Annotated in this window: 11 protein-coding genes; 5 read left to right on the top strand and 6 right to left on the bottom strand. The window is 69.2% G+C overall.

The window, feature by feature from the left end; all coding sequences use genetic code 11:
- The first annotated feature begins 119 nt into the window (after positions 1-119).
- Both ACFCQI_RS04980 and ACFCQI_RS04985 read left to right on the top strand, forming a co-directional pair.
- A complete protein-coding gene (locus ACFCQI_RS04980; protein ID WP_395120275.1) occupies positions 120-779 on the top strand; it encodes a protein-L-isoaspartate O-methyltransferase in 660 nt (219 codons plus the stop codon).
- A 39-nt stretch (positions 780-818) separates the two neighbouring features.
- Positions 819-2,237 (top strand): TolC family outer membrane protein, encoded by a 1,419-nt coding sequence (locus ACFCQI_RS04985; protein ID WP_395120276.1) that lies wholly within the window; start codon positions 819-821, stop codon positions 2,235-2,237.
- Between the two features lie 12 nt (positions 2,238-2,249).
- On the opposite strand, the gene waaA is transcribed toward ACFCQI_RS04985, so the two are convergent.
- Positions 2,250-3,518 carry a lipid IV(A) 3-deoxy-D-manno-octulosonic acid transferase gene (gene waaA, locus ACFCQI_RS04990; RefSeq protein WP_395120277.1) on the bottom strand — a complete coding sequence of 423 codons (1,269 nt, stop codon included), beginning with the start codon at positions 3,516-3,518 and terminating at the stop codon, positions 2,250-2,252.
- Between the two features lie 94 nt (positions 3,519-3,612).
- On the opposite strand from waaA, the gene lpxL reads away from it, so the two are divergent.
- Entirely contained in the window at positions 3,613-4,530 is a 918-nt protein-coding gene (gene lpxL, locus ACFCQI_RS04995) for an LpxL/LpxP family Kdo(2)-lipid IV(A) lauroyl/palmitoleoyl acyltransferase (protein ID WP_395120278.1), read from the top strand.
- 84 nt (positions 4,531-4,614) lie between these two features.
- On the opposite strand, the gene ACFCQI_RS05000 is transcribed toward lpxL, so the two are convergent.
- The 4 genes from ACFCQI_RS05000 to ACFCQI_RS05015 form a co-directional block, all read right to left on the bottom strand.
- Positions 4,615-5,367 carry a glycosyltransferase family 2 protein gene (locus ACFCQI_RS05000; protein WP_395120279.1) on the bottom strand — a complete coding sequence of 251 codons (753 nt, stop codon included), beginning with the start codon at positions 5,365-5,367 and terminating at the stop codon, positions 4,615-4,617.
- A complete protein-coding gene (locus ACFCQI_RS05005) occupies positions 5,357-6,688 on the bottom strand; it encodes an O-antigen ligase family protein (protein ID WP_395120280.1) in 1,332 nt (443 codons plus the stop codon). Before ACFCQI_RS05005 ends, ACFCQI_RS05000 begins: the two co-directional genes overlap by 11 nt.
- Positions 6,689-6,744: 56 nt before the next feature.
- Positions 6,745-7,878 (bottom strand): glycosyltransferase, encoded by a 1,134-nt coding sequence (locus tag ACFCQI_RS05010; RefSeq protein ID WP_395120281.1) that lies wholly within the window; start codon positions 7,876-7,878, stop codon positions 6,745-6,747.
- A 78-nt stretch (positions 7,879-7,956) separates the two neighbouring features.
- Positions 7,957-8,166 carry a zinc-finger domain-containing protein gene (locus tag ACFCQI_RS05015; RefSeq protein ID WP_395120282.1) on the bottom strand — a complete coding sequence of 70 codons (210 nt, stop codon included), beginning with the start codon at positions 8,164-8,166 and terminating at the stop codon, positions 7,957-7,959.
- A 195-nt stretch (positions 8,167-8,361) separates the two neighbouring features.
- Here ACFCQI_RS05015 and ACFCQI_RS05020 point away from each other — a divergent pair, with 195 nt between their 5' ends.
- Positions 8,362-9,624: a YIP1 family protein gene (locus tag ACFCQI_RS05020; protein ID WP_395120283.1), complete on the top strand. Its 1,263-nt coding sequence runs from the start codon at positions 8,362-8,364 to the stop codon at positions 9,622-9,624.
- A gap of 80 nt (positions 9,625-9,704) precedes the next feature.
- Here the strand turns inward: ACFCQI_RS05020 and ACFCQI_RS05025 are convergent, their stop codons facing one another.
- Positions 9,705-10,298, bottom strand: coding sequence for a YceI family protein (locus tag ACFCQI_RS05025; RefSeq protein WP_395120284.1), 594 nt, complete (start codon positions 10,296-10,298; stop codon positions 9,705-9,707).
- Positions 10,299-10,479: 181 nt separating this feature from the next.
- Between ACFCQI_RS05025 and ACFCQI_RS05030 the strand changes: the two genes are divergently transcribed.
- Positions 10,480-11,496 carry a mitochondrial fission ELM1 family protein gene (locus ACFCQI_RS05030; protein WP_395120285.1) on the top strand — a complete coding sequence of 339 codons (1,017 nt, stop codon included), beginning with the start codon at positions 10,480-10,482 and terminating at the stop codon, positions 11,494-11,496.
- Positions 11,497-11,514 lie beyond the last annotated feature (18 nt).

Genomic DNA, 11,514 nt, shown 5'->3' on the forward strand with positions numbered 1-11,514 from the left:
GGCACTTCGTGCACCGTGGCGCAGCCGTCAGGCTAGGTGTCAAGCGGCGCCGCCATTGTCGCGGCAGGTGGCAGAGCTTATCCTTCCGGGTTCTTCCGGGACAGCGCAGGCATGCACAGATGGCGATGAATTTCGAACAGGCACGCACGAACATGGTGGAGAACCAGGTGCGTCCGTGGGAGGTACTCGACGGCCGCGTGCTCGACGTCATCAGCCGCGTGCGCCGCGAGGATTTCGTCGCCGCCGAACACCGGCAGTTGGCCTTCGCCGATCTGTGCCTGCCGCTGGGCCATGGCGAGGTGATGATGAAGCCGGTGGTCGAGGGCCGCGTGTTGCAGGCGCTGGACGTGCAGGCCACCGACCGCGTGCTGGAAATCGGCACCGGCTCGGGCTATCTCAGCGCGTGCCTCGCCACCCTGTCGGCACAACTGGTCAGCGTGGACATCCATGCCGATTTCACCGCCGCCGCGAGCGAGCGGCTGCGTCACGCCGGCATCGGCAATGCCAGCCTGGTCACCGGCGAGGCGGTGCGCGCGTGGCAGCCGGATGGCTTGTTCGACGTGCTGGTGGTCACCGGCGCCGTGGCGGAAGTTCCGTCGCGCTGGCGCGCGTGGCTCAAGCCCGGTGGCCGCGCGTTCGTGGTGAGCGGACAGTCGCCGGTGCAGCGCGCCAACCTGCTGGTTCTCGAAGCGACCGGCGAACTGCGCGCGCAAGGCCTGTTCGAGACCGACCTGCCGTATCTGGTGCATGCCGAGCCGGCGCCGCGATTCGTTCTGTAGACCCCCTCCCCGACGTCCCCGATCGACACGAGGCATTCCATGCAATTGAAGCTGCTCACCCTGGCCCTGGCGCTGGCCGCCGTCTCGCTGCCCAGCCATGGCGAGGATCTGCTCGATGCCTATCGCGACGCGCGCGCCAATGACCCGGTACTGGCCCAGGCCGACGCGACGCGGCTGGCCACCGGCGAAGGCGTGCCGCAGGCGCGTGCCGGGCTGCTGCCGCAGATCGACGGTTCGCTCACCCTGCAACAGGCCAACGGCGGCCAAGGCAGCAACAGCCTGGACTTCGGTACCGGCGCCAACAGCTTCCTGTGCAGCGGCATCGCCGCCGGCAGCGGCAACTACACCTGTACCGGCCCGCTGGCGTCCAACGGCACCGCCTCCGACGGCGGCCACCTGCGCACGCGCAGCCTCAATGCCACGCTGACCCAGACCGTTTTCGACTTCAGCAAGTACGCCAACCTCAAGGCCGCGCACTCCGCCAAGGATGCGCAGGACGCGACCTACCAGGCCGCAGCGCAGGACCTGCTGGTGCGCGTCACCGCGGCGTACTTCACCGTGCTCAACGACGAGGATCAGCTGACCTTCGCCAAGGCCAACGAGGACGCGTTCAAGCGCCAGTACGACCAGGCCGACCAGCAGTACAAGGTGGGTCTGTCGGCGATCACCAACGTGTACCAGGCCAAGGCCTATTACGAGAACGCCAAGACCCAGACCATCGCGGCGCAGAACACGCTCGACAACGACCGCGAAGCCTTGCGCGTCATCACCGGCAAGCCGGTGGGCGAACTCAAGAAGCTGCGCGACGACCTGCCGATGGACGCGCCCGCGCCGAGCGATCCGCAGGCCTGGGTGAAGCAGGCGCTGGAGAACAACCCGACCTTGCAGGCGCAGCAGGACAACGTGCGGACCGCCGAGCACAACATCACCGCGGCACGCTCGGGCCACCTGCCCACGATCAGCGCCAGCGTGAACTACGGCAAGAGCAGCAGCTGGTACCAGGACCCCGCCCGCATCGGTTCGGAGCGGCCGGCCTCGACCACCATCGGGCTGACCCTGAACGTGCCGATCTTTTCCGGCGGTTACACCCAGTCGCGCGTGCGCCAGTCGATCTACCAGCGCGATGCCGCCAACGACGCACTGGAACTGCAGCGCCGCCAGGTGATCCAGAACACGCTCAACTACTACCGCTCGGTGCTCGCCGGCATTTCGCAGGTGGAGTCGGGCAAGGCCTCGGTGGAGTCCGGCCAGAAGGCGCTGGAAGCCACCCGTGCGGGCTTCGAGGTCGGCACGCAGACCTTCACCGACGTGCTGCTGGCGATCCAGACCCTGACCCAGTCCGAAAGCGCCTATTCGCAGGCGCGCCACCAGTTCATCCTGAACAAGCTGCTGTTGCAGCAGGCCGCCGGCACGGCCGACTTCAAGGACATCCAGGGCATCAACGCTCTGCTGCAGTGAGGCGCTGACCGCCTACTCCTGCAGCAGCGCGTCGACCAGCTGCATGACGCGCTGCACTGCCCCGCGCTCGCGCTCGAATACCTGTCGCGCCGCCTCGCCCATCTGCCCGCGGCGCGGCGCGTCGAGCAGCAGCCGCAGCACGTGCGGGCCGAGTTGCTCGGCGGCAGCCACGCGCTCGGCGCCGCCGTCCTCGATCAGGCTGCGGATGATCTCTTCCGAATTGAAGGTGTGCGGCCCCACCAGCACCGGCACCGAGAGCGCCGCCGGCTCCAGCACGTTGTGGCCGCCGACCGGCACCAGGCTGCCGCCGATGAAGGCCAGGTCCGAAGCCGCGAAGAACGGGATCAATTGCCCCATGGCGTCGATCACGAAGACCTGATGCGCGGTCGCCGGCACGCCTTCCAGGCTGCGCGTGGCGACCGTGAAACCGAGGCTGCGCACGGTGTGCTCCACCAGCCGGAAACGCTCGGGGTGGCGCGGCGCCAGCAGCAGCAGCGCATCGGGCAGGCGCTGCAGCACTTTCAGATGCGCCTCCAGCACCGCCAGTTCCTCGCCGTCGTGCGTGCTGGCCGCCATCCACACCGGCCGCCGGGGCCCCCAGTGCGCGCGCATCGCGGCGCCGGCCGCCACCGCGCCGTCCGGGATCGGCACGTCGAACTTCATGTTGCCGCTGACCAGCACCGACTGCGGATCGGCGCCCAGGAGGCGATAGCGCGCGGCATCGGTGCGCGACTGTGCGGCGATCACGCTCACGCAGCGCAGCGCCGAGGCTATCAGCGGACGCAGCGGCTTGTAGCCGCGCATCGAGCGCTCGGACAATCGTGCATTGACGATCATCAGCGGGATGCCGCGGCGGCGGCAGGCGAAGTAGAGGTTGGGCCAGATCTCGGTTTCCACGATCACCGCCAGACGCGGCCGCACGCGCTTCATGAAGCGGCGCACCGCGAACGGCAGGTCGTAGGGCAGGTACACGTGGAACACGCTGTCGCCGAACAGCTGCTGCACGCGCGCGGCGCCGGTGGGGGTGACCGTGCTGACCACCAGCGGCGCGTGGGCGTAGCTGCGCTGCAGTGCCTTGACCAGCGGCTCGGCGGCGTTGACCTCGCCCACCGATACCGCGTGAATCCACAGGCTGCCGCTGAAGCCGGGCGCGTCGAACGAGCCGAAGCGCTCCAGCCAGCGCCGGTGGTGGTGCGGCGGCGAGCGCAAGCCCCGCACCAGCAGGCGCAGCACCAGCACCGGCGTGACCAGGAACATCGCGAGGGTGTACAGGAAGCGCAACGGCCGATCCTTGCAATCAACGCGCGAGTATAGCGACAGCGCCTGAAGCAGGTTCGCGCGCGGATGGCCCGGTACAATGCCGACGATGCCCGGCATGCCCCGCCCCGAATTCACCCGATCGCTGCTCGCTCCCCGCCACTGGCCGGCATGGCTGGGGGTGGCGGCGGTGTGGCTGATCGCGCATCTGCCACAGGCGACACTGCCGTGGCTGGGGCGCCGACTCGGCGCGCTGGTGGCGCGCATTCCGTCGGCGCGACGGCGCATCGCGGCCGCCAACATCGCGCTGTGTTTCCCCGCGCTCGATCCCGCGCAGCGCGCGACACTGGTCGACGCCAACCTGCGCGACATCGGCATGATGCTGGTGGAGTTCGCGCTCGGCTGGCTGGGCAGCGACCGGCGCATGGCCGCGCTGCCGACCGCCATCGAAGGGCTGGAACACCTGGAGGCGGCGCGCGCGCGCGGCAAGGGCGTGCTGCTGGTCGGCGGCCACTTCTCGCACCTGGAGCTGTGCGCGCGGCTGGTGTCGCAGCGCATCCGCATTGCCGGCATGTACCGGCGCATGGATTCGACCGTGTTCGAATGGGTGGTGCTGCGCGCGCGGCTGCGCTACGCCGCGGCGATGTTCGACAAGGACGACATCCGCGGCACGGTGAAGTACCTGCGCGCCGGCGGCACGCTGTGGTACGCGCCGGACCAGGACATGCGCAGCAAGGACACCGTGTTCGTGCCGTTCTTCGGCGTGCCGGCGGCGACCATCACCGCCACCCACCACCTGGCGCGGCTGTCCGGCGCGGTGGTCATCCCGTTCTTCCACCGCCGCCTGCCCGACGGGTCGGGTTACGTCCTGCGCCTGAGTGCGCCGCTGGAGGATTTCCCCGGCGCGGACGTGCTCGAGGACACCGCCCGCGTCAACGCCTGCATCGAGCAGATGGTGCGCGAGGCGCCGGAGCAGTACCTGTGGGTGCACAAGCGCTTCAAGACCCGCCCGCCGGGCGCCGCCGCCATCTACTGATCCGTTCGGCAGCCGGATGCCCGGCGGCGCTCGACCAGGTACAGCCGCATGCCTTCGTCCCGAGCGGCGATCGAGCTGGCCGGATCAGCCCCGCGGCCGCCGCTGCTCGTACAGCTTGGCGTACTTCAGAAACGCGTAGAACGCGTGGATGCGCGCGGCGATGAAGCCGGCCCAGCCGGAGCGCCAGTGTCCACGCAGCACGTAATAACGAAGAAACGCCACCGTCGGATACGCCACCATGCGCAAGCGCAGCCAGCTCACCCGTCGCCCGGCCAGATCGGCCTGTTGCAGGCTGGAGTAGCGGTTCGCCTTGGCCACGCGGCCGGCGATGTCGGGCTCGCCATGGTGATCGATGACCGCGTCGAGCACGCCCACCGGGCCGTCCACCTGCACTTCCTCGTGCACCTCGTGGCCGCTCATGCGCGCACGTTGCCGGTCGAACAGGCGCACGTAGTGGTTGAGCCGGCCGCGCCGCGACTGCCAGCGCCAGAACTGCCACTCGCGCCGCCACAACTGGTAACCCGCATGGGCCGGCTCGCACAGCGCCTGCTGCAGGCATGCGGCGGCATCCGCATCCAGCGATTCATCCGAGTCCAGCAGGAGCACCCAGCGATGGCTGGCCAGGTCGATCGCCGCCTGCTTCTGGGCGCTGTAGCCGGCGAACGGCTGCGCGTGGATGCGCGCACCGTAGTGCGCGGCGATCGCCGTGGTGGCATCGCTCGAGCCCGAGTCCAGCACCACGATCTCGTCGGCCCAGCTCACCCCGCGCAGGCAGGCGTCGAGCGTGCCGGCGCTGTTGAACGTGGTCACCACCACCGACAGCGGCTCACGCCCCATCGGGCGTCCCCTGAGGGGGTTCTGCGTTGAGGAGTCCGGCACGGATGCCGGGCTCTTCGTTGCCGGCAGGGATGCCGGCAACGAACAAACTGGCGCACCACAGCCCGAGCAGCCAGGCGAACAGCAGCCCCCACCAGGCCGAGTAGAACGCCAGGTGCGAGTTCAGCGGAAACAGCATCACGCCCAGCGCCAGGCTGGCGGGGAACGCGCGTGCGCGCGCCGCCGCGTCCACCCGCCGCCATGCCCGCCACGCCAGACCCGCCGCGGCCAGCCACAGCGCCAGCCCGAGCAGGCCGGTATTGGTGAGGATCTCCAGCAGCAGCTGGTGCGGATGGCAGGCGCCTTCGCCGACGCCGCACGCTTCGGCCGACACCACGAAGTGGTCGTCGGCCGGCGCGAACTGCGGATAGGCGTAGCGGAATCCGCGCACGCCCACGCCGTTGACCGGATGCGCCGCGGTCATCGCCACGCCGACCTGCCAGATATCGAGCCGGCCGCTGAGCGCGGTGTCCACCGACTGATCGGTACCCTGCAACACCAGCAGGCTGCGCGCCATCCGGTCATGGAAGCGCGCCGAGGTATTCCATGCCACCACGCCAGCCAGTGCCAGCAGCAGCGCCGCCGCCCCGCACCACAACGAGAAGCGCCACAGCGTGCGCGCCTCCTGCCAGGCGAAACCCGCCAGCACCAGCACGTAGCACAGCCACGCCGAGCGCGAGCCGGCCAGCAGCACCGGGCCGAGCACCAGCACCGCGGCCAGCACCAACCCCGGCCGCCCCCAGCGCTGCCGCGCTGCCCACAATGCGAACGGCGAGAGCACCGCCAGGCTCGGGCCCAGTTTCAGGTTGTCGGCGCCGAAAATGCCCGAGACCCGAAAGGCCTCGGGATGGCCGCCCAGACTCCAGCCGGTGAACGCCTGCACCCACGCATCCGCACACCACAGCGCCAGCACCGCGGCGACCGCCGTGTACAAAGCGTGCAGTTTGGCCTCGCGACGGATCGCGAAGCACGCGTACAGGCCCAGCGGAACGTAACGCAGCGTGGCGGCCACCGTGCTCCAGCTCTTGCCGGGACGAATCGCGTCCAGCGCGGAAAACAACGCCGCCGCCACATACGCTCCCAGCAGCCACAGCAGCAGCTGCGCGCCGGGGTGCTGGCGCAGTGCGGCCGGGTCGCGTGCAAACAGCATGATCGCGCCGAGCAGGCACAGCAGCGTGCCCAGCTCCGAACTGCGACCGAACGGCAACAGCGCAATTACCAGCCAGAACGGCAGCAGGGGGGAACGCAGCGCCGCCTTGAGTGAACTGCCGAAGGTCGTCATGGGTGGGCCAGGCGGGAACCAGCCCGCATTGTAGGCGCGCCGCGACGCCTGGCGCGTCAGCCCTGCGGCTGGCTCACTTCGTCGTACAACGCCAGCGTGGATTGCTGCATGTCGCTGAGCCGGTAGCTCTGCAGCGGCGAGATCGGAGGCGCCACCCGCAGCAATTCGGCCGCGCGTTCGACCAGCCGCTCGCGATCGCCCAGCGGCACGCGGCCGGCAGGGTACAGCTCGGCCAGCAATTCGCCGACGCCGCCATGGGCGTAGCCGAGCACCGGCCGGCACAGCGACAGCGCTTCGATCACCGTGCGCCCGAAGGTCTCGGGCTTGTTCGACAACTGCAGCACCAGCGCCGACAGCGCGTAGATGTCGCGGATGTCATCGCGCGGCGGCGACAGCACCACCTGCGAGGTCACCCCGCGCAAGCGGATCAGCTCCTGCAGCTCGGCCACGTAGGCCTCGCGGCCGGGCTCGACCACGCCCAGCAGCAGCAAGCGCGCCTCGATGCCGCGACGCTTGAGGTCGGCCAGCAATTCGATCGCGTCGTGGTGGCCCTTCAACCGCGTACCGCGCGCGGGCATGGTCAGCAACGGCGCACCGGCGAGCGCAGGGAACTCCGCGAAGAACGCCTTCTGCCATGCATCGTCCGGCCGGTGCCCGTAGGGAAACGCATCCTGGTCGATGCCGCGCGGGATCACCCGCACCCGACCCGGCTCCAGCCAGCGATAGTGGCTGAGCACATAGTCACGCAAGGTCTGCGACACCACGATCACGCGCTCGGCGCGCAGCAGGATCGAGCTGTAGCGGCCCGGCGAATTGAAGCCATGCACGGTGGTGATGAAGTGCGGTCGCGGGGAAATACCGCGCAGCGCCCACCAGCCCACCCACGCCGGCAAGCGCGAACGCGCGTGCACGATGTCCGGCTTCAGCTCGCGCAGCAGGCGTCGCAGCGGGCCGATGCGGCCCAGGGTGGCGAGCGACTTGCGCCCCAGGTCGAGCGTGATGTGCTCGCTGCCCTCGGCCTGCAACTGCTCGACCAACCGCCCACCGGCGGAAATCACCACCGAGCGATGGCCTGCCTGCACCAGCGCGCGCGCGATCTCCAGCGCCGAACGCTCCGCGCCGCCGGAATGCAGCGCGGGGATCAGCTGGACCACGGTCAGCAGCTTGGCGGGCACGACAATGCTGGACATGAGCTCGGGGCTGGCGGCTTTCATGGCAAAAAACAAGCAAAAAAAATGCCATGGCCGGCCGCCGACCGGGTCCGCTGATCAGTCGCGCAGCACGTAATGCGCGCCACAGTAGGCGCAGGTTGACTCGCCGCCGTCATCGACGATCGGCAGGTAGACCTTCGGATGGGAATTCCACAGCACCATGCCCGGCATCGGACACGACAGCGGCAGGTCCTGCCGCGTCACTTCGTAACGATTTTCGGCATTTGCCGGCACCAGGGGCACGGTCGCGACAGCGGGGGATGACATCAGCGGACTCCGGACTGGACAGCAGGCTGCAAATGGTAGCAGGCTGGCGTTTGCTGCCGGGGCGCTCATCCGCCACGGCGCGGCCGGAAGGGGTTCCGCCGCGCGACGGCAGCAAGCGGTGCGACGCACCAAAGGGGAAATCAACGACGTCCCGGCGCCCCGCGCCGGATTCGGGCATCTGATCGGGAGCAGACCATGGATTCCGCAAAGCTCATCGCGCGCGCAAAAAACATCCTGACCACACCCAAGACCGAGTGGCCCGTTGCCGCCGCCGAACCGGCCACGGTCAACAACCTGTACCTCGGCTACATCGCCATCATCGCCGCCCTGCCGGTGATCGCGCAGTTCATCAAGGGCAGCCTGATCGGCACCAGCTTCCTCGGCGTCACCGTGCGCGCCGGCATCGGCGCGGGCATCGGCCGGATGATCCTGGGCTACATCCTGTCGCTGGTACTGGTCTACGTGATGGCGCTGATCATCAACGCGCTGGCCGGCACCTTCGGCGCCAAGCCGAACCTGATCCAGGCACTGAAGACGGTGGCCTACGCGTGGACCGCCTGGTGGATCGCCGGCATCGGCGTGATCGTGCCGTGGCTGGGCCTGCTGATCGTGCTGGCCGGCGGTGTCTACAGCATCTACCTGCTGTATCTGGGCCTGCCCCACACCATGCAGTGCCCGCCGGAAAAGGCCGGCGGCTACACCGCGGTGAGCGTGATCATCGCGATCGTGCTGGGCTGGATCGTTAGCCTGATCCTGGGCCTGATCTTCGTCGGCGCGCTGGGCGGCGCGGCGATGAGCGGCATGCACGTCACCAGCAGCAACGGCGAGACCGTCACTGTCGACGGCAACAGCGCGCTGGGCAAGCTCGCGGCGATGGGCCAGCGCGCCGAACAGGCCGGCAAGGAGCTGGAAGCGGCGCAGAAATCCGGCGACAGCGCGGCGCAGTCGGCCGCGATGGGCAAGATGATGGGCGCGATGTCCGGCACCAACGGCCCGGTGGAGGCGCTGGCGCCCGACCAGATCAAGGCGTTCCTGCCCGCTGCCGTGGGCAATCTCAAGCGCACCGGCATCTCGGCCGAGCGCAACGGCGCGATGGGCATGCAGGTGTCGGAGGCCAGCGCGGAATACAGCGGCGACAACAACCAGCACATCACGCTGGAAGTCACCGACACCGGCGGCGCCAAGGGCTTCATCGCGATGGCCAGCGCGATGGCGCCGGAGGAGGAGAAGGAAACCGAAACCGGCTACGAGAAGACCTACAGCGACAACGGCAACCTCATCCACGAGGAGTGGGACCACCAGTCCAAGTCCGGCGAGTACAGCGTGATCGTCGGCAAGCGCTTCACGGTCAAGGCGAACGGCAACGCCGACAGCATCGACGAGCTGAAGGCGGCGGTGGGCAGCGTCGACCTGGGCAAGCTGGAGTCGATGAAGGACAGCGGCGTGAAATCCGAATAACCAGCGGTCGCCGGCACAAAAAAAACCGCGCCGATGACGGCGCGGTTTTTTTGTGCGAGTGCGCCAGACCGGCGCGACGATTACTTCGCCGCGATTTCCTTCGGCACCGAACCTTCGGTGGTGATGCGCACGTGCACCTCGTCGCTGACGTTGGGCACATAGGCGCCCACGCCGAACTCCGAGCGCTTCAGCGTGGCGGTGGCGTCGAAACCGATCGACTGCGCCTTGCCCATCGGATGCGGGCCCACCCGGTTCAGCGTGGCGTCGAGCACCACCGGCCGGGTCACGCCATGCACGGTGAGGGCACCGGTGACCTTGAACTTGTTGTCGCCCAGCGGCTCGACCTTGCTGCTCTTGAAGGTCACCACCGGATACTTGGCCGCATCGAAGAAATCGGCCTTTTTAAGATGCTCGTCCAGCGCCGCCACGTGGGTATCCAGCCGCGCCAGCGGCAGGGTCACTTCGACGCTGGACTGCGCCGGATGCTGCTCGTCGAACACGATCGCGCCCTCGCCCAGACCGAGGTCGGCGGTGGGGTTGGAGTAGCCGAAGTGGTTCCAGCTGAACAGCACCATCGTGTGGTTGGGGTCGAGCTGATAGGTCACCGGCGCCGCCTGTGCGGAAACCGCCGCACCCAGCAGACCGGCGAGAAAGAGATATTTCAGTGGGGACATGCGAAGACTCCATGGGGCAAGGACGAAAGGCTGTTTCGGGCTGTCGCACGGTATCCTTCGCGAGAGCCGCACCGGCACGCTGGCCAGAAATTCCAGTGTACAGACCGGGCGCCGGCGGTCGACGCCCGGCGGAGAAACGCATCGTGTTGATTCGGGAAACAATCCTGCGGCGAACCCGGCCATGCTGACGCTGCACGGCGAGTGCTGGGTGATCACCGATTCGGCCGCCGGCAACCAGCGCCAGGCGCTGGCGCTGGCCGAGCATCTGCAACTGCCGCGCCGCCATTTGCTGCTGGAGCCGCGCGCGCCATGGTCATGGCTGGCGCCGCGCCTGATCGCGGGCGGACGCCTCGCCCTGCCGGCCAGCCAGCGGGCGTGGTTTGCGCCGCCCTGGCCGGCAGTCGCAATCGGCTGTGGCCGCGCGGCCGCGTTGTTCACCCGTATGCTGCGGCCGCTCGGCGAGGGCCGTTGCCACACCGTGCAGATCCTCGACCCGCGCATCGAGCCGACGCTGTGGGACACCGTGGTGGTGCCGCGCCACGATGAGCTGCACGGCGCCAATGTGCTGACCACGCTGGGCTCGCTCAACACCGTCGACGACGAATGGCTGGCCGACGGTCGCGACGCCTGCCCGCAGTTCGAGGCCTTGCCGCGGCCCCGCGTGGGCGTGCTGCTGGGCGGGCCGCGCCGCGGCATTGCACTGGACGCCGACTACGCCAGCGCGCTGATCCGGCAGCTGCTGGCGCGCCAGCGCGCCGAAGGCGGCAGCCTGCTGGTGCTCGGCTCGCGGCGCACGCCGGCGGCACTGATCGAATCGCTGCGGCCGCTGCTGGCCGAGGTGCCGGGCCTGCTCTGGGCTGGCCGCGACGACGGCCGCAACCCCTACCCCGGCGTGCTCGGCTGGGCCGACCGGCTGGTGGTCACGCCCGATTCGGTGAACATGTTGTCCGAAGCCTGCGCCGTCGGCTGCCCGGTGCTCACCTTCATCCGCGCACCGCTGCCGCCGAAGATCGCGCGCTTCCACCAGACCCTGCGCGATGCCGGCCTGCTGCACGACCTCGACGCTCCGGGCACCGCCGCGCAACGCCCGCTGCGCGAAACCGCACGCGTGGCCGCGCTGGTGCGCGAGCGCATCGAGGCGACCCGGGCCGGGTTGCGTGGCGGGAATCCCGGCGGATTCCCGCTTTCGCGGGAATGACGGCGCGGGGTGCTCGAG

Origin of the sequence: Rhodanobacter sp. FW102-FHT14D06 (genome assembly GCF_043950705.1) — a bacterium.
Lineage (GTDB): Bacteria > Pseudomonadota > Gammaproteobacteria > Xanthomonadales > Rhodanobacteraceae > Rhodanobacter.

Bases quoted from the DNA above. Each gene is read 5' to 3' on its own strand.
- ACFCQI_RS04980 (WP_395120275.1), top strand. From the start codon at position 120: ATGGCGATGAATTTCGAACAGGCACGCACGAACATGGTGGAGAACCAG.
- ACFCQI_RS05025 (WP_395120284.1), bottom strand. From the start codon at position 10,298: ATGTCCCCACTGAAATATCTCTTTCTCGCCGGTCTGCTGGGTGCGGCG.
- ACFCQI_RS05015 (WP_395120282.1), bottom strand. From the start codon at position 8,166: ATGTCATCCCCCGCTGTCGCGACCGTGCCCCTGGTGCCGGCAAATGCC.
- ACFCQI_RS05000 (WP_395120279.1), bottom strand. From the start codon at position 5,367: ATGGGGCGTGAGCCGCTGTCGGTGGTGGTGACCACGTTCAACAGCGCC.
- lpxL (WP_395120278.1), top strand. From the start codon at position 3,613: ATGCCCCGCCCCGAATTCACCCGATCGCTGCTCGCTCCCCGCCACTGG.
- ACFCQI_RS05005 (WP_395120280.1), bottom strand. From the start codon at position 6,688: ATGACGACCTTCGGCAGTTCACTCAAGGCGGCGCTGCGTTCCCCCCTG.
- ACFCQI_RS05020 (WP_395120283.1), top strand. From the start codon at position 8,362: ATGGATTCCGCAAAGCTCATCGCGCGCGCAAAAAACATCCTGACCACA.
- ACFCQI_RS04985 (WP_395120276.1), top strand. From the start codon at position 819: ATGCAATTGAAGCTGCTCACCCTGGCCCTGGCGCTGGCCGCCGTCTCG.
- ACFCQI_RS05010 (WP_395120281.1), bottom strand. From the start codon at position 7,878: ATGTCCAGCATTGTCGTGCCCGCCAAGCTGCTGACCGTGGTCCAGCTG.
- ACFCQI_RS05030 (WP_395120285.1), top strand. From the start codon at position 10,480: ATGCTGACGCTGCACGGCGAGTGCTGGGTGATCACCGATTCGGCCGCC.